Source organism: Polaribacter glomeratus (genome assembly GCF_002954665.1).
GTDB lineage: Bacteria > Bacteroidota > Bacteroidia > Flavobacteriales > Flavobacteriaceae > Polaribacter > Polaribacter glomeratus.
In genome coordinates, this window is record NZ_MSCM01000001.1 from 1,777,694 (window position 1) to 1,800,494 (window position 22,801).

At 30.4% G+C, this 22,801-nt stretch carries 20 protein-coding genes and 2 pseudogenes; 18 read left to right on the top strand and 4 right to left on the bottom strand.

Annotation, left to right across the window (positions count from 1 at the left end; genetic code table 11):
- Window positions 1-2: 2 nt before the first annotated feature.
- From BTO16_RS07485 to BTO16_RS07500, 4 genes are read left to right on the top strand one after another with little or no spacing between them, the layout of a single operon-like run.
- On the top strand, window positions 3-932 hold the full coding sequence (locus BTO16_RS07485; RefSeq protein WP_105020987.1) for an aspartate carbamoyltransferase catalytic subunit: 930 nt from the start codon (window positions 3-5) through the stop codon (window positions 930-932).
- 4 nt (window positions 933-936) lie between these two features.
- On the top strand, window positions 937-1,263 hold the full coding sequence (locus tag BTO16_RS07490) for a hypothetical protein (RefSeq protein WP_105020988.1): 327 nt from the start codon (window positions 937-939) through the stop codon (window positions 1,261-1,263).
- Window positions 1,264-1,275: 12 nt separating this feature from the next.
- Window positions 1,276-1,596: a T9SS type A sorting domain-containing protein gene (locus BTO16_RS07495; RefSeq protein ID WP_105020989.1), complete on the top strand. Its 321-nt coding sequence runs from the start codon at window positions 1,276-1,278 to the stop codon at window positions 1,594-1,596.
- Window positions 1,593-2,510 carry a ribonuclease Z gene (locus BTO16_RS07500; RefSeq protein ID WP_105020990.1) on the top strand — a complete coding sequence of 306 codons (918 nt, stop codon included), beginning with the start codon at window positions 1,593-1,595 and terminating at the stop codon, window positions 2,508-2,510. Before BTO16_RS07495 ends, BTO16_RS07500 begins: the two co-directional genes overlap by 4 nt.
- Here BTO16_RS07500 and BTO16_RS07505 read toward each other — a convergent pair.
- Window positions 2,497-2,859 (bottom strand): CoA-binding protein, encoded by a 363-nt coding sequence (locus tag BTO16_RS07505; RefSeq protein ID WP_105020991.1) that lies wholly within the window; start codon window positions 2,857-2,859, stop codon window positions 2,497-2,499. The two genes, BTO16_RS07500 and BTO16_RS07505, sit on opposite strands and share 14 nt — an antisense overlap.
- Before the next feature lie 433 nt (window positions 2,860-3,292).
- Window positions 3,293-4,300: a 3-oxoacyl-ACP synthase III family protein gene (locus tag BTO16_RS07510; protein WP_105020992.1), complete on the bottom strand. Its 1,008-nt coding sequence runs from the start codon at window positions 4,298-4,300 to the stop codon at window positions 3,293-3,295.
- A 400-nt stretch (window positions 4,301-4,700) separates the two neighbouring features.
- On the opposite strand from BTO16_RS07510, the gene BTO16_RS07515 reads away from it, so the two are divergent.
- From BTO16_RS07515 to BTO16_RS07575, 13 genes and pseudogenes are all read left to right on the top strand, one after another.
- Window positions 4,701-7,115 carry an alpha/beta hydrolase family protein gene (locus tag BTO16_RS07515; protein WP_105020993.1) on the top strand — a complete coding sequence of 805 codons (2,415 nt, stop codon included), beginning with the start codon at window positions 4,701-4,703 and terminating at the stop codon, window positions 7,113-7,115.
- A 144-nt stretch (window positions 7,116-7,259) separates the two neighbouring features.
- Complete coding sequence (htpG, locus tag BTO16_RS07520; RefSeq protein ID WP_105020994.1) at window positions 7,260-9,170, top strand: molecular chaperone HtpG; 1,911 nt, start codon at window positions 7,260-7,262, stop codon at window positions 9,168-9,170.
- Window positions 9,171-9,349: 179 nt separating this feature from the next.
- Window positions 9,350-9,844: a GNAT family N-acetyltransferase gene (locus BTO16_RS07525; protein WP_105020995.1), complete on the top strand. Its 495-nt coding sequence runs from the start codon at window positions 9,350-9,352 to the stop codon at window positions 9,842-9,844.
- Between the two features lie 111 nt (window positions 9,845-9,955).
- Window positions 9,956-10,768 (top strand): amidohydrolase family protein, encoded by an 813-nt coding sequence (locus BTO16_RS07530; RefSeq protein WP_105020996.1) that lies wholly within the window; start codon window positions 9,956-9,958, stop codon window positions 10,766-10,768.
- 175 nt (window positions 10,769-10,943) lie between these two features.
- Window positions 10,944-11,564, top strand: coding sequence for a hypothetical protein (locus BTO16_RS07535; protein WP_146105364.1), 621 nt, complete (start codon window positions 10,944-10,946; stop codon window positions 11,562-11,564).
- Window positions 11,565-11,654: 90 nt separating this feature from the next.
- Window positions 11,655-11,987 (top strand): annotated as a pseudogene (locus BTO16_RS07540) (SRPBCC domain-containing protein); the annotation flags it as partial.
- Between the two features lie 76 nt (window positions 11,988-12,063).
- The gene (locus BTO16_RS07545) at window positions 12,064-13,299 is read left to right on the top strand and encodes a DEAD/DEAH box helicase (protein WP_105020998.1); all 1,236 of its coding nucleotides are present in this window, start codon (window positions 12,064-12,066) and stop codon (window positions 13,297-13,299) included.
- A gap of 45 nt (window positions 13,300-13,344) precedes the next feature.
- Entirely contained in the window at window positions 13,345-14,403 is a 1,059-nt protein-coding gene (locus BTO16_RS07550; RefSeq protein ID WP_105020999.1) for an alkaline phosphatase D family protein, read from the top strand.
- Window positions 14,404-14,433: 30 nt separating this feature from the next.
- A complete protein-coding gene (gene ypfJ / locus BTO16_RS07555; protein ID WP_105021000.1) occupies window positions 14,434-15,342 on the top strand; it encodes a KPN_02809 family neutral zinc metallopeptidase in 909 nt (302 codons plus the stop codon).
- Window positions 15,343-15,360: 18 nt separating this feature from the next.
- Window positions 15,361-15,876, top strand: a complete 516-nt coding sequence (locus BTO16_RS07560) for a GNAT family N-acetyltransferase (protein ID WP_105021001.1) — start codon at window positions 15,361-15,363, stop codon at window positions 15,874-15,876.
- 122 nt (window positions 15,877-15,998) lie between these two features.
- Window positions 15,999-17,322: pseudogene (locus BTO16_RS07565) on the top strand (M28 family peptidase).
- 359 nt (window positions 17,323-17,681) lie between these two features.
- On the top strand, window positions 17,682-18,275 hold the full coding sequence (locus tag BTO16_RS07570; protein WP_105021002.1) for a hypothetical protein: 594 nt from the start codon (window positions 17,682-17,684) through the stop codon (window positions 18,273-18,275).
- Between the two features lie 102 nt (window positions 18,276-18,377).
- Complete coding sequence (locus BTO16_RS07575) at window positions 18,378-18,953, top strand: YdeI/OmpD-associated family protein (protein ID WP_105021003.1); 576 nt, start codon at window positions 18,378-18,380, stop codon at window positions 18,951-18,953.
- A gap of 111 nt (window positions 18,954-19,064) precedes the next feature.
- On the opposite strand, the gene BTO16_RS07580 is transcribed toward BTO16_RS07575, so the two are convergent.
- Both BTO16_RS07580 and BTO16_RS07585 read right to left on the bottom strand, forming a co-directional pair.
- Window positions 19,065-20,531: a MoxR family ATPase gene (locus tag BTO16_RS07580; RefSeq protein ID WP_105021004.1), complete on the bottom strand. Its 1,467-nt coding sequence runs from the start codon at window positions 20,529-20,531 to the stop codon at window positions 19,065-19,067.
- 90 nt (window positions 20,532-20,621) lie between these two features.
- Window positions 20,622-21,749, bottom strand: a complete 1,128-nt coding sequence (locus tag BTO16_RS07585; RefSeq protein ID WP_105021005.1) for a vWA domain-containing protein — start codon at window positions 21,747-21,749, stop codon at window positions 20,622-20,624.
- Window positions 21,750-21,874: 125 nt separating this feature from the next.
- On the opposite strand from BTO16_RS07585, the gene BTO16_RS07590 reads away from it, so the two are divergent.
- On the top strand, window positions 21,875-22,753 hold the full coding sequence (locus tag BTO16_RS07590; protein WP_105021006.1) for a TIGR01777 family oxidoreductase: 879 nt from the start codon (window positions 21,875-21,877) through the stop codon (window positions 22,751-22,753).
- Window positions 22,754-22,801 lie beyond the last annotated feature (48 nt).

The following is a 22,801-nucleotide window of genomic DNA, read 5'->3' on the forward strand; positions in this document are numbered from 1 at the left end:
TTATGGATCAATTAAGCGTAGAACATTTATTAGGCATAAAATATCTAAAAGCAACAGATATTGATCTTATTTTTAAAACTGCAGATCATTTTAAAGAAGTTATTAATAGACCTATAAAAAAGGTTCCTTCTCTTAGAGATATTACAATTGCCAATTTATTTTTTGAAAATAGCACAAGAACAAAACTTTCTTTTGAACTTGCAGAAAAAAGACTTTCTGCGGATGTTATTAATTTTTCGGCAAGTCAATCATCCGTAAAAAAAGGAGAAACTTTAATAGACACTGTAAACAATATTCTAGCTATGAAAGTAGATATTGTTGTTATGAGACACGGTAATGTTGGCGCAGGTGTTTTTTTATCTAAACATGTAAACGCGAAGATTATAAATGCTGGTGATGGAACGCACGAACATCCAACGCAAGCGTTGTTAGACTCTTATTCTATAAGAGAAAAACTAGGATCTGTAAAAGGAAAAAAAATACTTATTGTAGGCGATATTTTGCATTCAAGGGTTGCTTTATCTAATATTTTTGCGCTGCAATTGCAAGGTGCAGAAGTTAAAGTTTGCGGACCAACTACTTTAATACCAAAATATATTACAAGTTTAGGTGTTCAAGTTGAAACAAATCTTAAAAAAGCGTTAGAATGGTGTGATGTTGCCAATGTTTTAAGAGTGCAGCATGAAAGAATGGATATTAAATATTTTCCATCAACAAGAGAATACACGCAGCTTTTTGGTATCAACAAAGAAATCTTAGACAATCTTGGCAAGAAAATTGTAATTATGCATCCAGGTCCTATAAACAGAGGTGTAGAAATTACAAGTGAAGTGGCAGATTCTAACCAGTCTATTATTTTAAATCAAGTAGAAAATGGTGTTGCAGTAAGAATGGCTGTTATTTATTTATTAGCACAGCAAATTAAAAGATAAATTAATGTTCATAGAAAAAAAAGAAAATTACACACTTGTATCATCTAATGAAGATTCGTTTTCAGACTTTTTTACTGCTTTTTCAAAAATGAAAGAAGCGTATAAAAGTGAACATTTAGTATTAGACATTTCTAAGAATATTAACATCACAAAAGAAGAATTTTTGTTATTTTTGAGTGATGGTAAAAAAAAGCATGACAAATCGTTTGTAATTGTGTATAATATTGCAAATATTGATGATTTACCTCAAAATTTTAACATTGTTCCTACTCTAATCGAAGCAGAAGATATTTTAGAAATGGAAGCTATTGAAAGAGAATTAGGATTTTAAAAAACCCCTAGAATGATAAAAAAATTACTTTTTATTTTGTTTTTAACAGTATCCACAATTGGATTTTCGCAAGAAAAATCAATTGAGAAATTATCTACCGCTCCAAATCCGTTTACGAATAATACAGAAATAACCTTTAATTCCTCCAGCAATACATACGTTATATTTACTGTAATAAACGTTTTGGGTAAAACCGTTTACAAAGAAAAAGTAAAGGCAACTATTGGCCATAATTCATTTTCTTTTGAAAAAGGAAACTTACTTTCTGGTATTTATATTTATAGTGTTCAAGACGTAGAAAATATAATTTCTAAACGTTTTGTAATTAAATGAGTTTAAATTTAACTATTTTAGGTTGTCATTCAGCAACTCCACGTATCAATGCTTTTCCTACATCTCAATATTTAGAGATAAATAATCGTCATTTTTTAATTGATTGCGGCGAAGGTACGCAGCGTCAAATGCGAAAATATAAAGTAGGATTTTCTAAAATTGATCATATATTTATTTCTCACTTACATGGCGATCATTTTTATGGTTTAGTAGGTCTATTAGCTACTTACGGCATTTTAAGCAGAGAAAAAGAGTTGCATGTTTATGGCCCAAAAGGTATAAAAAAAGTAACACTGTTGCAATTGAAGATTTCTCAATCGCATGCTCAATATCCAATTATATTTCACGAATTAACATCCAAAGAAAGTGAACTTATTTTTGAAGATGACAAAGTCTCTGTGCGAACAATACCTTTAAACCACAGAGTGTACACCAATGGATACTTGTTTACAGAAAAAGAAAAACCTAGAAAGTTAAACATGCTAAATATAAGCGGTTATCCAGAAATTGATAAAGCGGATTATTTAAATATTAAGGCAGGTAAAGATGTTGTTTTATTAAATGGAGAAACTGTATTAAACAAACAGTTAACAATTGCGCCAACAAAACCATTAAGCTTTGCTTTTTGCAGTGACACTTATTACAAACCAGATATAATACCAATCATAAAAAATGTGGATTTATTATATCATGAAGCAACTTTTTTAGCTGACAGAGAAGATTTAGCCAAGAAAACTAAACATTCTACTTCTAAACAAGCTGCACAAATTGCAAAAGATGCATTTGCAAAACAATTGGTTATTGGTCATTATTCTGGTAGATACAAAGACATTTCTTTATTTAAAAATGAAGCTAAAGAAATTTTTGAAAACACAGAATTAGCAGAACCTGGTAAAACTTTTAGTATTGATTAATAGACAACATTACTAGAGTACAAGCTATAACAGGCTCTATATTATTTTCTTCTAACAATTTTACAAATTCTTCATTTTCAGCCCCTGGATTAAAAATTACTCTTCTTGGTTTTAAACCAATAATATAATTGTAATATTCTACTTGTCTTTTTGGATTTAAATACAAAGTAACGGTATCTATATTTTTATAATCTTGCTTTTCATCATCAATTTTAATAGTTACGACTTTCCCTTTTTTTATTCCTAATGCTTTTACAAATAATTCTTTATCAAGCAATCTTTTAATTGCAATGTTAGAGTACCTGTTTGGGTTTGCAGACGCACCAAGAACTAGTGTTACATTTTTCATAATGGTTAAGTTTGAGTTAAAAAGGTTAGTATATTAACAAATATAAGCATTCATGTGGCTAAAAGTTGATGAATGAAGTTAAAATTAACACAATAAAAATAAGTTTTTCTACCAAAGTTACTTAACCAAATAAAACTTATTTATATTCTCTAAATTTACTTAAAATAATTTAAAGAATACATGTTACTATCAAATAACGATTACTGTGCTTCAAGTAAACAGAATAATTATGAATACAAATACCGCTAAAAAAACTCCCAAACTCAAAAATTTTCAAAAAAAACCGTAGGATATAAATTTATTTCAGGTTTTAAAAGAGTTCAAAATAAAACTACTTTAAATAAAGTAATTATAATAATAATTTGAATTCACAAATAACCCGAAACAAAAAATTGCTTAGGGTTATTTATTATTTAAAAATAAAAAAAATCTTTTACCAACGAATTACTACACTACCCCAAGTAAAACCACTACCAAAAGCAGCTAAAACAACTAAATCATTGTCTTTAATTTTACCTTTTTCCCAAGCTTCTGTTAATGCAATAATTACAGATGCAGCGGTTGTATTACCGTAATTCATAATATTATTATATACTTTATCGTCAGACAATCTAAATTTCTTTTGAATAAACTGTGCAATACGTAGATTCGCTTGATGCGGAATTAACATATCGATGTCTTCTTTTTCTAAATTATTTGCCTCTAAACCTTCTACAATTGCTTCAGAAAAACGAGTTACAGCATGTTTAAAAACAAACTGACCATTCATATAAGGAAAATAAGAAACATCATCAGGATTATTTGCTTCTAAAATTTCTGGAACCCATCTTTGGGTTGATGGTCCTTCTAAAACCAATTCTTTAGCGTGTTTACCTTCCGAATGTAAGTGAGTAGATAAGATTCCCTTCCCTTTTTCTTCGCTTCGCGATAAAACTGCTGCTCCTGCTCCATCTCCAAAAATAACAGTAACACCTCTACCTCTAGTTGACCTTTCTAAACCTCCAGAATGATTTTCTGCACCAATAACTAAAATGTTTTTATACATCCCAGTCTTTATAAATTGATCTGCTACAGACATTGCATAAATAAAACCAGAACATTGGTTACGCACATCTAAAGCGCCAATTGTTGGCATATCTAACATATCTTGCACTTGCACTCCACCGCCTGGAAAATACATATCTGGACTTAAAGTTGCAAACACTATAAAATCAATATCATCTTTTGTTAAGCCAGATCGTTCAATGGCAATTCTTGCAGCTTTTGCACCCATCACGGCAGTTGTGTCTCCAGACTTTGGATCAATCCAGCGGCGTTCTTTTATTCCGGTTCTTTCTTGAATCCATTCATCCGAAGTTTCCATAAATTCCTTTAAATCATTGTTCGTAACAATATTGTCAGGAACATAATATCCAAGTCCGGTAATTTTTGAATTATACATATTTTATGGGTGTATTTTTTAGTTATCTGTTTATTTCTCTGTAACAAAAATAGTGATTAATTAATATCCTCGCAATAAACTGAATTTCGAAAATTTAATTTATTGTTTGATAAATCATTATCCACCAATTATTTTCATTTTTTTAAAGAATAAAACTTTGTATTCTTTTCTTATAATTACAAAGTCCAAAAAAGCGGCTATGATCACTTTTTATAATCAAATAATAGTACTGTAAATTCTTTGTAAAAAAATTATAGCCTTAAAAAAGTCTGAAAAACTAGCTGCACTAAAATAGCACTATTTTTGCAAAACATTTTTATGATAAATTATAATTTTAAATAACTGTTTTTTTATTATCTTTATTTTTACTAATAATTAATACAATTAAAATCAATTACTTATGAAAGCCAAACTTATATTAGTCATTTTATTATTAGCCACTTATTCCTATGCACAAGAAAGTCTAACCTATCAAAAGCCTTCTAAAGAAATTTTAGAATTAGCAGATGTAGATTTAGCACCAGGTGTGCAAATAGACAGTAAAGGAGCACACATGGTTTTTATATATAGAAATCAATACAAATCGATTGCAGAACTTTCTGAAACAGAATTACGTTTAGCTGGTTTAAGAATTAACCCTGTTACCAATATTGGTAGTAGAACTAATTTTTACACAAATTTAAAAGTAAAAAAAACAGGAGATATAAATGCAAAACAAGTAACTAATTTACCAGAAAACTCACGTTTATCTGGTTTTACATGGTCTCCAGACGAAAGTATGATCGCTTGTTTAAATACTACTCAAACTGGCGTAGAAGTTTGGATTTTAAATGTAAGTGAAGGCAATGCAACTAAAATTACAGACGCAAATATAAATGCCAATATGGGCGAAAGTATTAATTGGTTTAAAGACAATAAGCACTTGTTAATTAAAACATTGCCCAATAATAGAAAACCACTAATTAATACAATTACAGCCGTACCAAATGGACCAACAATTTCTGTGAGTGATGGTTCTAAAGCGCAAAACAGAACCTATCAAGATTTATTAAAAACACCAAATGATGAATTTAATTTTGAACAATTAGCTTCATCAGATATAAAAAAAGTATCAATAACTGGAAAAATAGAAGATTTTCTTCCAACGGATATGTATGAAGATATTAGCTTCTCTCCTGACGGAAATTATGTAATGATTACTAAAATTAAACGTCCATTTTCGTATTTAGTAACCTACTCTAGATTTCCAAGTGAAAGCAACGTTTATGATTTAAATGCTAAATTGATTCAAACGGTAAATGATGTACCTATTGATGAAGTTAGACCTAAAGGCTTCATGGCAACAAGGACTGGTAAACGAAGTATGAGATGGCGTGGAGACAAACCTGCTGTGTTAGTTTGGGTAGAGGCTTTAGATAACGGAGATCCAGAAATAGCGATTGAACACAGAGATGCCGTGTATCAATTAGATGCTCCTTTTAATGACAATCCTAAAATGATTTTAAAAACTCAACAGCGTTTTGCAGGCATACAATGGGGAAATGACAATATAGCAATTGCTACTGATAGGTGGTGGAATACCAGAAATACTAAAACTTATTTATTTAATCCTTCGGATATAAATAGCAAAGCTAAAGTAATTTCAGACAGAAGTTATCAAGATGTGTATAGCGATCCAGGAGATTTTGTTTTGTCTAAAAATGAATTTGGCATAAAAACACTTGATATACAAGACAATAAATTATTTTTAATGGGTGCTGGTTTCTCTAAAAAAGGGCAATTTCCGTTTGTTGATGAGTTTACTATAAAAACAAATAAAAAAAAGCGTTTATATGAGTCTAAATTTACGGATAAACTTGAAATCTTCATTTCAGCAATTGACATGAAAAAAGGTGAAATACTAGTTAATATTCAATCTCAAACAACATATCCAAATTACTATATTCGAAATTTAAAAAAGAAAAGTTTAAAAGCGATTACAGCTTTTCAAAATCCATTTAAAAGTCTAGAAAATGTAAATAAACGAGTTATTAGCTATAAACGTGATGATGGCTTAGAGCTAGAAGGCACATTATATTTACCTCTTAACTATGAAGAAGGTAAAAAATATCCTATGATTTTATGGGCATATCCAAAAGAATTCAAGGATAAAGCAAGCGCAGCGCAAAGTACTGCAAACCCTAACGAATTTGTATATCCATACTCTGGTTCGCCAATTTATTGGATTACCAGAGGTTATGTAGTTTTAGACGATGCTGCTTTTCCTATTGTTGGCGAAGGATCTAATGAACCTAATGATAAATTTAGAACACAATTGGTAGGCAATGCCAAAGCAGCAATCGATGCGGTTGATAATTTAGGTTATATAGACAAAAATAAAGTTGCAGTTGGCGGCCATAGTTATGGTGCATTTATGACAGCCAATTTGCTATCACATTCAAATCTTTTTGCCGCCGGGATCGCTAGAAGTGGCGCTTATAATAGAACCTTAACTCCGTTTGGTTTTCAAAGTGAAGAACGAAGTTATTGGGAAGCACCAAATGTATATTACGATATGTCTCCTTTTATGCATGCAGATAAAATGAAAACTCCATTATTACTGATTCACGGAGTTGCAGACAATAATTCTGGAACATATCCTCTACAAAGTGAACGTTATTTTAATGCCCTAAAAGGACTAGGTGCAACCGTTAGATTAGTAATGCTACCTATGGAAAGTCATGGGTATCGCGCAAAAGAATCTATTATGCATATGCTTTGGGAACAAGATCAATGGTTAGAAAAATATGTGAAAAATAAGGAAACCACCAATTAAAAAAAATATTTTTAAATATTTGACACAGCCACTCTTTTTTAGGAGTGGCTTTTTTTATGTCATCTTGTCATAAAACTCCTTTTGGTATTTTATTTGACTATTCTAAATTATAAATAATTAAAGTTAAACAAAACATACATAAATATGGCTAAAGGAAATATTAATGTATCAGTAGAAAATATTTTTCCTCTGATAAAAAAATTCTTATACTCTGATCACGAAATCTTTTTGCGTGAATTGATTTCTAACGGAACAGATGCAACAACCAAACTAAAACACCTTATTGCTATTGGTGAAGCTAAAACAGAATTGGGTGATGCTAAGATTGAAATCAGCATCGACAAAGAAGCTAAAACCTTAACAATAAAAGATCAAGGTTTAGGAATGACGATGGATGAAGTTGAAAAATACATCAACCAAATTGCATTTTCTGGCGCTGAAGAATTTTTAGAAAAATATAAAGACGATAAAAACGAAACTGGCGTAATTGGTCATTTTGGATTAGGTTTTTACTCCGCTTTTATGGTTGCTGCAAAGGTAGATATATTTACAAAATCTTTTAAAGAAGATGCTGCTGCTCATTGGACTTGTGACGGTTCTCCAGAATATACGTTGGTAGAACATGACAAAAAAGACAGAGGAACAGAAATTGTTTTACACATTGCAGAAGATTCTCTAGACTTTTTAAAGGAAGATAAAATTAAAGGTTTATTAAATAAATACAATCGTTTTAACCAAGTGCCAATTAAATTTGGAACTAAAAAAGTAAACGATCCAGATTTTACGCCGCAAACTACTACAGATAAAGACGGAAAAGAAACTACAGAACCTCACAAAAAAATTGATGTAGATAATATCATCAACAATACAAACCCTGCTTGGACAAAAGCGCCTGCAGATTTAAGTGATGAAGATTATACTAATTTCTACAGAGAATTGTATCCAACGCAATTTGAAGAATCTTTATTTCACATCCATTTAAATGTTGATTATCCTTTTAACTTAACAGGAATTTTATTCTTTCCTAAATTAAGTACTTCAATGGATATGCAAAAGGATAAAATTCAATTGTATCAAAATCAAGTATATGTAACGGATAATGTTGAAGGAATTGTACCAGACTTTTTACAAATGTTAAAAGGAGTTATAGACTCTCCAGACATTCCTTTAAATGTTTCTCGTTCTTATTTACAAGCAGACGGAGCCGTTAAAAAGATTTCTGGTTACATCACTAAAAAAGTAGCTGATAAATTAATTTCTTTATTCAAAAACAATCGTGCAGATTTTGAAAAAAAATGGAACGATATTAAAGTAATTATTGAATACGGAATGTTGTCTGAAGATAAATTCTTTGATAAAGCTAAGAAATTTGCTTTATTTCCAACAGTTGCAGATTCTTATTTTACGTTTGATGAGCTACTTGAAAAAACAAAAGATACTCAAACTGATAAAGACGGCAATCACGTTATTTTATATGCTTCTAACAAAGATGCACAACACAGTTATATCGAAGATGCAACTGCAAAAGGGTATGAAGTTGTTGTTTTAGATTCTCCTATTATTTCGCATTTAATGCAAAAATTAGAAGGTGGTGATGCAAAAGTAAAATTTACAAGAGTAGATTCTGATTTTATTGATAATTTAATCAAAAAAGATGAAACTGCAATTTCTAAATTATCCGAAGAAGAAAAAACGACCTTAAAGCCAATTATTGAAACTGCAATTGCTGCTGAAGCATATACAGTTCAATTAGAAGCGATGGATTCTGATGCTTCTCCTTTTATTATTACGGTTCCAGAATTTATGCGTAGAATGAAAGAAATGCAAGCTTCTGGTGGTGGCGGAATGATGGGAATGGGTAATTTCCCAGACATGTACAATTTAGTTGTAAACACCAATAGTCCGCTAATTTCTAATATCTTAAATAGTAAAAATGCAGACGAACAAAAACACTTAATCTCTCAAGCTTTTGATTTAGCAAAATTATCTCAGAACCTTTTACATGGTAAAGAGTTAACAAGTTTTATTAAACGTTCTTACGAATTAATTAAGTAATCGTCTTTGCGAGGAACGAAGCAATCTGTTAATTTAATAAGCAGATTACTTCATTTACATTTGCAATTACAAATATTTTCAAAACCTCTTTGTGAAAACTTAGAGGTTTTTTCGATTTTGCTCTTCAAAAACAGCTAACTTCGTATCTAAAATGCATCAAAATATAACGTTTAAAAATAATGGTTGAACTAAGAGATTATCACATAGATATTGTAAATCAGTATGCTGAATTTAAAAACAATCCAATTATTTTTGATAATGGCTATGATAAAGTTCCTAATCCGTTTACGTTAAAAGACGCAACTGATTTTATTACAATTCAACTAGCAAATAAAGCTGCTTTTAGAAAATTAATTTATTGGAATAATCAGTTTGTCGGAGAAATAGGAATTGAAATTAAAACAGATGTTTTTAGATTATCCGCAGAAATGGGCTACTTTATTGGCGAACCTTTTTGGGGAAACGGCATTGCATCCAAAGCTATAAAACTTATGACAGCTTATACTTTTCATAATTTTAATATCATCAGAATTGAAGCAGGAGTTTTTGACTTTAATAAGGCATCAATGAGAGTATTAGAAAAAAATGGTTTTGAACTAGAAAGCATAAAAAAAAATGCCGTTATAAAAAATGGAAAAATTATAAGCGATTATATTTGGGTACTATTAAAATAAAAAAAATCAACATTAGAGTATTAAATATTTACGTCTCAATATAAAATTCAGCACATTTTTTATTTAAAATTTGTAACTTTGATTCCTTAATAAAAAAACCCTTATTAAAAAATGATTATAGACGTACATACGCACCTTAACAATTACCACGAAGACAGAGTAACCTCTATTACAGACAGTTTAGATTTACTTTCAAAAACAATGAAAGAAAATAATGTAGATTATTCTTTAATATTATCTTCTTATAAAGTAAACGAACACAGACCTAGCACAAAACAAGTTGTAGAAGCGGTAAAAGGCTATAACAATATTGGTGTTGTTGCTGGTATTAGTTACTTGCATTATAATTACAAAGATGTTATAGAAATTAGTCAATATTTAAAAGAAGGCCACATTAAAGGGTTAAAATTTTATCCTGGTTATGAACCTTTTTATCCTAACGACATCCGTTTTAAATTGATGTACGAAATGGCTATAGAATATGATGTTCCTGTAATGTTTCATTCTGGAGACACCTATGCACCAACAGGCAAAGTAAAATATTCTCACCCATTACATATTGATGATTTGGCAGTAGATTACCCAGATTTAAAGATTGTAATTTGTCACGTTGGTAATCCTTGGATTAAAGATTGTATGGAAGTTGTTTATAAAAATGAAAACGTTTATGCAGATATTTCTGGATTGGTTTTAGGCGATTTTAACGAAAAATTTGAACGCTATATGAAAAAGGAAATCGAAGAAATGATAACCTATGCTGGCGATCCTAAATACTTATTATATGGTACAGATTGGCCAATATCTAATATGAAATCGTATTTAAAATTTATGAATCAGTTAGATTTAGCAGAAGATAAAAAAGAATTAATTCTTTGGGAAAATGCTGCAAAACTTTTTAAAATTGATATTTCTAAAATAAAATAACACATTTTAAGTCTCTTTCATCGGATAAAAAAATTTAAGCCTCTTTGTGAAAACAGAGAGGCTTTTTTGATTAAAATTATAAAAAAATAGCTAATTTTGTGTACTTTTTAATGAGAAACATTAAACTAATAATAACATTAAAAAAAATACATAAAAAAACCTCAAACCACTGAAAGTGAATAAATTTACTACATTAATTTTAATAGTATTTTCAATTGTTAGTTGCGAAAAAGAAAACAGCAACTCATATATTAAAGTTGAAAATGAAGCCATCAATGACATCATTCTTGAGATGACTAAATTTGATGAAATGAAAAATGTAATTGATACTAAAAACAAAAAACTTATTTTGTATGTAGATACTGTTTTAGATACAACTACAGCCATAACCTATAAACCAGAAGGCTTCGAAATTGAAGCTAATGATTTATCCTTTGAAGAAATTGAACAAGCCAAACTAGCATTTATTCAAGATTCAGTAAAATATGAAAGAGAAAAAAACTTATTCATAAACCTTAAAAACGATCAATTAAAAAAACGTGCCTTAAATTATTCCTTTAAAAATGACCAATTAAATATTAAATATTTTGATGGTGAAAAAACCGAAGATTTTGAAACAAATGAAAATGAGTTTGGATATTTATTTATTTCAAGAATAATTTTTAATGATGATTATACAAGAGGATATCTGCATTACGATTTTATTTGCGGTGATGGTTGCGCTTGGGATTATAATATAGAAATTGTAAAAACCAACGATAAATGGAAAATATCAGAATATTTTTCAGGAGGTTAGTCTTAAGAAATGAACGCTAAAAAAATAAAAGTACAAGCAACTATAATTGCTGATAAAAGCAAGGTTTAGAATTTTTATAATAATCCTAAACATATAGTAAAATGGAATTTTGCCCACCCAACTTGGCATTGTCCTAGTGCAGAAAACAGCATGAAAATTGGTGGTAGATACTGCGCCAGAATGGAAGCAAAAGATGGTAGTTTTGGTTTTAACTTTGAAGCAATTTATAGCGAAATTATTGACAAAAACCAATTTACTTATGAATTTGAGAAACGAACTGTTACAGTAAAGTTTAACGAAAGCGAAAATAAAACTGAAATAATTATAATCTTTGATCCTGAAAAAGAAAATTCAATTGAAATACAAAAAAATGGTTGGCAATCAATTTTAGACAACTTTAAAAAGTATGTAAAATCTAATTAACTATCATAAATAATTGCTTAAAAAGATTCAAAAACCATTCTCCAATTTAAACTACCTTTGCAGTAAAAATACATCAATGCAGTTTTCTGATTTTCCTTTCAATAAATCTATCTTAAAAGCAGTTGCCGAAGAAAGATATCACACACCAACTTTAGTTCAACAACAGGCAATTCCTTTAGTTTTAGAGAAAAAAAACGTTATTGTTTCTGCGCAAACAGGAACAGGAAAAACAGCTGCTTTTGCGCTACCTATCATTCAGCTTTTGTTTGATAAACCAGTGGATGAAAATGAAGTAAGAAAGATTAAATCATTAGTGGTTACTCCTACTCGTGAGTTGGCAATTCAGATTTTAGAGAACTTTAAAAGCTACAGCAAATACACTAATTTAAAAACTACGGCAGTTTTTGGTGGTGTTTCTTTAGAACCGCAAAAAGAAGAATTGGCAAACGGAATTGATATTTTAATTGCAACGCCAGGAAGGTTAATCGACTTGCAACTGCAAGGAAATATTGACTTAGGCGCTATTGAAATTTTTGTATTGGATGAGGCCGATTTAATGTTAGATATGGGTTTTATAAACGACGTAACTAAGATTGAAAAATTATGTCCGAAGAAAAAACAAACCTTACTTTTTTCAGCAACCATACCAGAAAAAATAGACGAATTAGCAAAAACGATCGTAAAAAATTCAGTTAAAGTCGAAATAAATCCAGAAGAAACTACTGCAAAAAATATTGGTCAGTTATTGTATTATCTGCCTAAAAAGAACAAAACAGATTTGTGTTTGCACTTATTAAGAAACACAATAAACGGACGAATTTTAATTTTTAGACGCACAAAACTTGGTGTTGATAAATTAGAACAATCCTTACTTAAAAATGAATACAAAGCAACAAGTATTCATGGCGATAAAACTCAAGGTGTCAGAAATCAAGCTATTGAAGACTTCAAAACTAAAAAATCTAATATTTTAATTGCTACGGATGTTGCTGCTCGTGGAATTGACATTAGCAATGTTGATGCCATTATAAATTTTGACATTCCGAATGTGCCCGAAACCTACGTGCATAGAATTGGTAGAACTGGTAGAGCTGGTAAATCTGGAATTGCATTTTCTTTTTGTTCGCCAGATGAAAATAGCTACATTAAAACCATTGAAGCATTAATTGAAAAACCAATTAAAATTATTACTGAACATCCTTATGTTATTGACAAACCAAAACATAAAAAATTACAACCAAATACGGTTAGTAAAAACAAAAAAGGAAGAAAATCGGATAATTCTAAAAAGAATAAGAAGCGCTGGTATTAGTCTCCACTTAAATCATTAATCTTTGTGTATCAAAAATAACACTGCATGCAAAAAGGCATCATTTTAAAAATATTTGTTTGTATACTTCTATTTAACTTTCAAATAAATGGTCAAACAAAGAAAGTTACCAAAATTGCGTTTGGTTCTTGTAGTAATCAAAGTTATTCGCTTCCTATTTTTAATAATATTGTAAACCATACTCCTGATCTTTTTATCTTTTTAGGAGACAATATTTATGGTGATACAGATGACATGACAAAGCTAAAAGCTAAATATCAACGATTAACATCCAAAGAACCCTACATAAATTTAAAAAAGAATGTACCTATAATTGCTACTTGGGATGATCATGATTATGGTAAAAATGACGCTGGTAAAAACTATCCTTTTAAAGAAGAATCCAAAGAAATATTTCTAGAAATTTTTGAAGAACCCATCAATTCTGAAAGAAGAAATCATACAGGTATTTATCATCAGTATGAATATGAATATTTTGGAAATATAGTACAGGTAATTTTATTAGATACAAGAACTTTTAGAGATGATTTAAAACGGTATAAAGGCGAATTTGATAAAGACGAAAGGTATTCTTTTTACTATAAAAGTTATGCTGCACACACAGATACCACCGCAACTATTTTAGGAAAAGAGCAATGGAATTGGTTAGAAAAGCAACTTAAAAAACCAGCTGATATCAGAATTATTGGAACAGGAACTCAGTTTGGAATCGAATGGAATGGCTATGAAAGTTGGGCTAATTTTCCTCATGAACAGCAAAAAATGCTACAAATCATCCAAAAAACAAAAGCAAATGGGGTTTTCTTTATTTCTGGTGATGTGCATTATTCAGAAATTTCTAAACTAGTTACTAAAAATACCTATCCTATTTATGATTTTACTTCCAGTGGATTATCTTCTACGTGGGAATTCGCCACGCCAAATAAAAACAGAATAGAAGGCCCAATTATGGAGAATCATTTTGGATTAATTACGATAGATTGGGATGCAAAAGAAACCATGATTAAAATGGAAACTTGGGACATTAAAGACAACCAACGAATTGAATATACGGTTCCTTTAAAAGAACTTCAATTTAAGAAATAAGTACACAATTTACAAAAAAAAGACATATTTATGAAATGGAAAGGCAGACGTAAAAGTTCTAATGTTGATGACAGAAGAGGACAAAGCGAAAGTAGAGGAATTGGCGGCGGACTTGGAAAAACTCTAAACCCAATGCTCATCAGTTTTTTATTTAAGTTTCTTTTTTCTAAAAAAGGTCTTATAGTTGTGGCAATTGTGTTGGGCATCTCCTACTTTACAGGTACAAATCCTGTTAGTTTTATTGGTAATTTGTTATCAGGAAATAGTAATCAAACAGAAAACACAAACTATAAAGGCACTGCAAAAGAAAATGAATTGGCAGCATTTAGCGCAACAATTTTAGCCAATACAGAAGATGTTTGGAATCAAATTTTGCCTAATTACAGAGAACCAACATTAGTGCTTTTTACAAATGCTGTTTCATCCGCTTGCGGTTCTGCTTCAAGTGCAACCGGTCCTTTTTATTGTCCTGGTGATGAAAAACTATACATCGATTTAAGTTTTTTTCAAGAAATGGAAAGCAAATTAAATGCGCCTGGAGATTTTGCACAAGCCTATGTAATTGCACATGAAGTTGGGCATCACATTCAGAATTTAATGGGAACTACCGATAAAATGCAACAACTTCGCGGAAAAGTTAGTCAGAAAGAATACAATCAATTCTCTGTAAAACTAGAATTACAAGCCGACTTTTTAGCCGGCGTTTGGGCACATCATTCAGAAAAAATGGGTCAGATTATGGAAAATGGTGATTTACAAGAAGCGTTAGATGCGGCTTTTGCAATTGGCGATGATCGTTTGCAAAAACAAGCTACAGGTAGCGTTGTACCAGATTCTTTTACCCACGGAACTTCTGCACAAAGAATGCGCTGGTTTACAAAAGGTTTTAAAACTGGTGATATAAACCAAGGCGATACTTTTAATACAAATTCTTTATAATCTTTTAAGTATTAAACTATGCATACAATTATAAAAGCAACTATAACAGACGCGCTACTTTTATCAGAAATTGGTAAAGCAGCTTTTTTAGTTGCGCACGGTCATTCTGCTCCTAAAAAAGATATTGAAAATTATGTGAGTAAAAATTTTAACGAAGAAAATTTTAAAAAAGAATTATCAGACGTTAAAAACGACTATTATTTAATTTATTCAGATGCTAAAATTGCTGGTTATTCGAAGGTTATTTTAAACTCAAAAAACGAAAACGTTAGTTCAGAAAATATTACTCTTTTAAGCAGATTATATTTACTAGAAGCGTTTTACGGATTAAATTTAGGTAAAGAATTGTTTAATTTTAACGTAAACCTATCAAAAGAAAACAATCAAAAAGGAATTTGGTTAGCAGTTTGGGTAGAAAACCAAAGAGCCATTACCTTTTATGAAAAAAGAGGTTTTGTAAAAGTTGGAAAGTATGATTTTAAAATTTCTGAAACACATTACAATCCTAATCATATTATGTATTTAGCGTTTTAAAACGGCTATTTAGATTAAGTTTTTGTAAAATATCATTTTTTTATTTTCAAACTATTTCATTATTTTTTGAAATGGTTTTTAGTTTTTAAAAAGTCAGTATCTTCATAGAAAATATTTTTACAATGAATAAAATAACTCTTTTTATACTTTTAGTATCAGCAACAATATCTGCACAAACAGACGCTAAAATTTATGATATTGTTGATGCTATTTCGGCAGATAGAATTAAAGCAGATGTAAAAATACTGACAGAATTTGGAACAAGAAACACATTTTCTGACACTATTTCTAGCACACGCGGAATTGGTGCTGCAAGACGCTGGATAAAATCTGAATTCGAAAACATTTCTAAAGGCTGTAATAATTGTATAAATGTCTTTTATCAGAAAGATTTAGTTACAAAAGAAATGGGTAATAGAGTACCTCATGATGCTTATGTGGTAAATGTGGTAGCTATTCAAAAAGGCACAAAATATCCAAACAGATTTGTAATTATGAGTGGCGATATAGATTCGCGTGCAAGTAATACGATGGATTTTACAACGGATGCTCCTGGTGCAAATGACAATGCCTCAGGAATGGCAGGAACTATTGAAGCTGCAAGAGTTTTATCAAAATATAAATTTGAAAGTAGCATTATCTATGTTGGTTTATCAGGCGAAGAACAAGGCTTATTTGGTGGTGCAGGACTCGCAAAATATGCCAAAGAAAAAGGTTGGGAAATTATAGGCGTTTTAAATAATGATATGATTGGTAATATTACGGGTGTTGATGGCGTAATTGATAATAGATCTTTTAGAATTTTTTCTGAACCTGTGCCAGCAAACGAAACAGAAAACGAGAGAAGAATGCGTCGTTTTTATGGCGGTGAAGTTGACGGAATTTCGCGTCAATTAGCAAGATATATTCATAAAAGTGTAAAAATGTATATGCCCGAAATGAACCCAATGATGATTTATAGATTAGATAGATTTGGACGTGGAGGACATCACAGACCTTTTAACGATTTAGGTTTTGCGGGTATTAGAATTATGGAAGCGCATGAAAACTATACGCAACAGCATCAGGATAGAAAATGGCATCAAATATGGAGATACTTTTGAACATGTTAATTTTCCGTATGCAAAAAAGCTAACAGCGGTAAATGCAATAAGTATGGCTGGTTTAGCATGGGCTCCAAAATCGCCAAAAGAAGTTGAAATTGGCGGAATTGTTGAAGCAGCTGTTAAACTTAAATGGACGAAAGTTGATGGAGCAAAAGGATATAAAATTTATTGGAGAGATACCACTTCTCCTACTTGGGATAATAGCAGATATGTTGAATCTACAATGTTTACTTTAGATGGCATTGTAATTGACAATTTCTTTTTTGGAGTTGCCGCTGTTGGAGAAAATGGGCATGAAAGTGTAGTTGTTTTCCCTAATAAAATTATGAAGTCGGAGTAGTTTCATTTGTCTATTTTGAAACACAAAAAAAAATGAAGTAATGAAATGGAAAAACACTCAACCTAAAAGTTGGGTGTTTTTTTTGCTCTTAATATAAGGTTCCTAAATATTTTTAGAATAAAAATAATTTTAAAGAGCCCAAAATATTTTTAGTAAAATTAAAAAATAGGTATAACTTTCGTTTTCTACAATCACAGTGCCTGACGAAAGAAACAAACCCCTTTGCTTAAAATCTTCATTATAATTTATTAATTTCCAATTTATTATAGACTACTCTAATTAAGATATAAGATAAATCAATAGCTTTATTTTCTTTAATAATAGTAATACTATTATATTTGAGTATAAAACTACTAATTATGAAAAATCTAATAGTAATTGCCTGTGTATTAATTGTTAATTTATCTTTTTCTCAGAAAGATGCAAATCCTTTTTCAGAAAAAACATTTTATAGCAATATTGAAGAAAACCACTATAATGTAACTACTTATGATTTTTTCGCTTTAGAAAAACAAGAAGAATTACAGGCTTTAAACACAATAAAACCAGTAAATAATTCAGAAGGAAAATTCCCTTTTTACAGCAATGAAGATCAAAGTTTATTTGATGTCAAAGAAACAGTTCCTCAAAAAAGCATACTAAATCTTAGTAATGTTATAACAATTAAAAATAACAATGATTTTATAGATAAAGTAATCTTAAAAATTTTAGAGGATAAAAAGATTGATATCGTCGACTTTCAAAATACTCTAGATTTTAATGGTGATAAAAACATTAATTTTTATAAAAACTATACAACCGATGTAAATAAGTTAATTATTGCTTACAAGCTTAAGGGAGAAACTGAGTTTCAAATTGGCATGGATATCAATAATTTTATGAATAAAACTCTAAAAACTGAGCTTGACAGAGCTTTACAAAACAGTATAAATCTATTTGTAATAAACTTTTAAGATTTATACTTTAATTTATAATTATTTGAATTTAGTTAATTATTGATTGGCACCTTAAGCTTTAAGGTGTCAATTTTTATTTAAAACCTGTACCTTTAACAAATGCAAAATAAACCTGAACTCTATTTTAAAAATGATGTTGAATGGAGAATTTGGTTATCAAAAAATCATGTTTCATCAAAAGGAATTTTTCTAATCTTCTACAAAGTAGAAAATGAAGAGGAATCTATGCGCTGGGAAGAAGCTGTAAAAGTTGCTCTTTGTTTTGGTTGGATAGATGCTACGGTAAAAAGTTTGGGAAATGGAAAACGTAGACAATATTTTTGCCCAAGAAACCCCAAAAGCGTTTGGAGTGCGGTCAACAAAAAACATATTAAACAATTAATTGCTAATAATTTAATCCATGAAAACGGTCTAAAAATTATACAAATAGGCAAACAAAATGGTTCTTGGACTGCGTTAGATGCTGTTGAAAAAGGAATTATTCCAGAAGATTTACAAACTGAGTTTGATAAAAATAAAATGGCTTATGAGCACTACAAAAGCTTTGCTCCAAGTTACAGAAAGAGTTATTTATATTGGTTAAATCAAGCAAAAAGAGAAACGACCAGAGTTCAAAGAATTATAGAAATCATTTCTTTTTGTGAACAAAACATTAAATCTAGAAGTAACTGGTAAAAACCAAAAAGAAACCCCACAAATTTTAAAAATTAGTGAGGTCTGTATTTAATTTTAAGCCATAAAGAAGTTTAAACGAATAGCAGTCGTTTACTTTCTAGGTATTTAAACTTACAAGCCGTCTATAAAATTACCATAAGGATCTTTAAACTGAGTGCCTTCCGCAAATCTATATTTGCTTAATTTTTTGAATTCTACCAAAGCCCACAATACAAATTCTTTTACAAAATAACTTTCTTGTTTTTTTGTATTTGGTTGATGCTCGCTTAGCAAAGCCTCTAAAGGAGCTATTTTATCTAATAAGCTCTTATACGCTTCCTCGTTTAAATCGTCTAAAATTTCGAAGTCTGAATCTGTATTAAAAAACCAAGAAATTACCTCATCATAAGGCGATTCTGCTGTTTGCTTTTCTAATTTTTTAATCTCAGGAAAATAAATAGGAAACAAACTTTTTACTGCATTTCCTATTAAACTTTTTGCTACAAATGCTGCTCCTTCTTGCTCTCCTTCATACACCAATTCTACTTTACCTGTAATTGCAGGAATAATTCCGTCAAAATCACTTAAACGCAACGTCGTTTTTTCATCACCCGAAATTAACAATCTTCTTTCTGCTGTACTTAACAAGTTTTCGAAAGCTGTAATACTCAGACGAGCACTTACGCCACTTTTAGCGTCTACAAACTCACTCTCTCTTGCTTCAAAAACAATTTGCTCTAACAAATCTTTTGCCAATTCTGGCACAAAAATAGTTTCAGTTTGACGCTTGTCTAACTTTGCTTCTTGTTGCGTAATTATTTTTGCAGTCTCAATATCTTCTGGATAATGCGTTAAAATTTGAGAGCCAATTCTGTCTTTTAAAGGCGTTACAATACTACCTCTGTTTGTATAATCTTCTGGATTTGCAGTAAATAAAAACTGCATATCTAAAGGCAATCTCAATTTAAAACCTCTTATTTGAATATCTCCTTCTTGTAAAATATTAAAGAGTGCAACCTGAATTCTAGCTTGTAAATCTGGCAATTCATTAATTACAAAAATACATCTGTTTGCTCTGGGAATCATTCCATAATGAATCACTCTATCATCTGCATAACTCAGTTTTAAATTTGCAGCTTTAATTGGGTCAATATCCCCAATAATATCTGCAACGGTTACATCTGGCGTTGCTAGTTTTTCTGCAAAACGCTCACTTCTGTGCATCCAATAAATTAAAGTTTCATTTCCTTTTTCTCTTATGATTTCAATTGCAAATCGTGAAATCGGATTTAAAGGATCATCATTAATTTCTGATCCCACTACAACCGGAATATATTCATCCAACAAATTCAACATCAATCTTGCCAAACGTGTTTTTGCTTGTCCTCTTAATCCTAATAAATTGATATTGTGTTTGCTTAAAATCGCTCTTTCTAATTCAGGAATTACCGTGTTTTCATACCCGTGAATCCCTACAAAAGTGGTCTCTTTATTCTTTATTTTACGAATCAGATTTTCTCTCAATTCGTCTTTAATCGATCTTGATTGATATCCTGATGCTACTAATTCTCCTAATGTTTTTATATTTTCTATATTCATTTAAATCGCTTTTTGCTATCGGCTTTTTGCCTTTAGTACGTACTCGTGTTTTTTAGAACTGCTAATAGCCCAAAGCTAAAAGCAGTTTTTTTATCCTTTAATTCTCTTCTTTCTATTTGTTTCGTAATCTTCAAAAATCATTTCACCCAAACCTTTTAGCCCTGTATAAAATGCTTTTCCTTTATTTGCTTGTGTAAATGCGCTTACAAATTGCATTAAATAAGGGTCTTGTGCAATCATAAACGTAGTAATTGGGATGTGTAATTTTCTAGCTTGTTGCGCCATTGCATAACATTTGTTTACAATGTATTTGTCTAAGCCATTACTGTTTTTGTAATATTGGCCGTCTGGCAAACGCAAACAACTTGGTTTCCCATCGGTAATCATAAAAATTTGTTTGTTCGTATTTCTCTTTCTTCTTAACAAATCCATCGCTAATTGCAAACCAGCAACTGTGTTTGTGTGATAAGGCCCAACTTGTAAATACGGCAAATCTTTAATTTTTATTACCCAAGAATCATTACCAAAAACAATAATATCTAAAGTGTCTTTTGGATACCTTGTTGTAATTAATTCAGCCAAAGCCATCGCCACTTTTTTTGCAGGCGTTATTCTATCTTCGCCGTATAAAATCATAGAATGACTAATGTCAATCATTAACACGGTGCTCATCTGACTTTTATGCATTGTTTCTTCAACAACTAAATCATCTTCTGTTAACCTAAAGTCGTCAATTCCGTTATTAATTTGGGCATTTTTTAAACTTTCTGTCATAGAAACTTTGTCTAACGCATCGCCAAATTGATAATTTCTAAAATCACCTGTGTGTTCGTCTCCTAAACCCGGAGATTTACTTTTATGATTTCCAGAACCACTTCGTTTTATTTTTCCGAAAATATGATTTAATGCCTGCTGACGAATTGCACGTTCCGTTTTGGGCGTAATTTTTGTGCCACCCGTTCCATCTGCTTTTATTTCTTCTTTGATGTATCCTTTCTTCTTTAAGTCTTCTACAAAATCATCAATCGTATAATTTTCGTCCGTTAATTTATATTCCGTATCTAAAGAACGCAACCAATCTATCGCTTCATCAAAATCACCTGAGGTGTGGGTAATGAGCTCTTTAAATATTTCGAATAACTTATCAAAAGGAGATTGATTTTCTGCTTCAAAAGTTTTAAAAACAAATCCTTTTCTTTTAGTATTATTTTTTTTCATCGAGTATAAAAATACAGCTTTATCAGCAGTAAAAATAAAGATTCACATTGCTTTATTATATCTTGACATAGATTTGTTTTATCAAATTTAAAAAACAGTGAACAAAAATTAATTATATTTACGTTATGGCAAAAATAGTAATCACCGGTGGTACAGGTTTGGTTGGCAAAAGGCTAACAGAAATGTTGGTTGATAAAAATCATGAAGTTGTAATCTTAAGCAGAAATCCTTCAAGTAAAAATGAATTTAAATGGGATCTTTCTACCAAAGAATTGGATGAAAAGGCACTCAAAAATTCTGATTATATTATTCATTTGGCAGGAGCCGGAATTGCAGACGAACGTTGGTCGGAAGAAAGAAAAAAAGTAATTATTGATAGTAGAGTGCAATCTGCCAACTTTCTTTTTGATAAAATAAAGGAATTAAAAATTGATCTCAAAGGTTTTATTTCTGCATCTGGCGTTGGTTTTTACGGTGCTATTACTTCGGATAAAATTTTTAAGGAAACGGATAAAGCTGGTAATGATTTTTTAGCGGATGTTTGCATCAAATGGGAACAAGCTGCACAACAATTTTCAACAAAAAACATTCCTGTAACTATTTTAAGAACCGGAATTGTTTTAGCCGAAAAAGGCGGAGCATTAGATAAAATGAAAACTCCGATAATTTCTCCTTTAGGTTCTGGAAAACAATATTTACCATGGATTCATATTGATGATTTATGCGAACAATATATAAGTGCCGTTGAAGGGAGTTTAATTGGTGTTTTTAACGCAGCTGCGCCTGAACATCATACAAGTGTTTCTTTCTCTAAAGCACTTGCTAAAAGTATCAAAAGACCTTTTATAGGAATTTGTGTTCCTGCTTTTATGTTGAAACTTTTATTTGGGGAATTGGCAATTATCCTTTTAGAGGGAAGTAGAATTTCTGCAAAAAAAGTTACAGACACCAATTTTAAATTTAAATTTCCAACACTTAAAAAAGCATTGGAAGATTTTAATTAAATGCCATAACGATCACTTTTTTTTTAAATTTAGACGACGAAAAAAAAC

Bases quoted from the DNA above. Each gene is read 5' to 3' on its own strand.
- BTO16_RS07485 (WP_105020987.1), top strand. From the start codon at position 3: ATGGATCAATTAAGCGTAGAACATTTATTAGGCATAAAATATCTAAAA.
- BTO16_RS07490 (WP_105020988.1), top strand. From the start codon at position 937: ATGTTCATAGAAAAAAAAGAAAATTACACACTTGTATCATCTAATGAA.
- BTO16_RS07495 (WP_105020989.1), top strand. From the start codon at position 1,276: ATGATAAAAAAATTACTTTTTATTTTGTTTTTAACAGTATCCACAATT.
- BTO16_RS07500 (WP_105020990.1), top strand. From the start codon at position 1,593: ATGAGTTTAAATTTAACTATTTTAGGTTGTCATTCAGCAACTCCACGT.
- BTO16_RS07505 (WP_105020991.1), bottom strand. From the start codon at position 2,859: ATGAAAAATGTAACACTAGTTCTTGGTGCGTCTGCAAACCCAAACAGG.
- BTO16_RS07510 (WP_105020992.1), bottom strand. From the start codon at position 4,300: ATGTATAATTCAAAAATTACCGGACTTGGATATTATGTTCCTGACAAT.
- BTO16_RS07515 (WP_105020993.1), top strand. From the start codon at position 4,701: ATGAAAGCCAAACTTATATTAGTCATTTTATTATTAGCCACTTATTCC.
- htpG (WP_105020994.1), top strand. From the start codon at position 7,260: ATGGCTAAAGGAAATATTAATGTATCAGTAGAAAATATTTTTCCTCTG.
- BTO16_RS07525 (WP_105020995.1), top strand. From the start codon at position 9,350: ATGGTTGAACTAAGAGATTATCACATAGATATTGTAAATCAGTATGCT.
- BTO16_RS07530 (WP_105020996.1), top strand. From the start codon at position 9,956: ATGATTATAGACGTACATACGCACCTTAACAATTACCACGAAGACAGA.
- BTO16_RS07545 (WP_105020998.1), top strand. From the start codon at position 12,064: ATGCAGTTTTCTGATTTTCCTTTCAATAAATCTATCTTAAAAGCAGTT.
- BTO16_RS07550 (WP_105020999.1), top strand. From the start codon at position 13,345: ATGCAAAAAGGCATCATTTTAAAAATATTTGTTTGTATACTTCTATTT.
- ypfJ (WP_105021000.1), top strand. From the start codon at position 14,434: ATGAAATGGAAAGGCAGACGTAAAAGTTCTAATGTTGATGACAGAAGA.
- BTO16_RS07560 (WP_105021001.1), top strand. From the start codon at position 15,361: ATGCATACAATTATAAAAGCAACTATAACAGACGCGCTACTTTTATCA.
- BTO16_RS07570 (WP_105021002.1), top strand. From the start codon at position 17,682: ATGAAAAATCTAATAGTAATTGCCTGTGTATTAATTGTTAATTTATCT.
- BTO16_RS07575 (WP_105021003.1), top strand. From the start codon at position 18,378: ATGCAAAATAAACCTGAACTCTATTTTAAAAATGATGTTGAATGGAGA.
- BTO16_RS07580 (WP_105021004.1), bottom strand. From the start codon at position 20,531: ATGAATATAGAAAATATAAAAACATTAGGAGAATTAGTAGCATCAGGA.
- BTO16_RS07585 (WP_105021005.1), bottom strand. From the start codon at position 21,749: ATGAAAAAAAATAATACTAAAAGAAAAGGATTTGTTTTTAAAACTTTT.
- BTO16_RS07590 (WP_105021006.1), top strand. From the start codon at position 21,875: ATGGCAAAAATAGTAATCACCGGTGGTACAGGTTTGGTTGGCAAAAGG.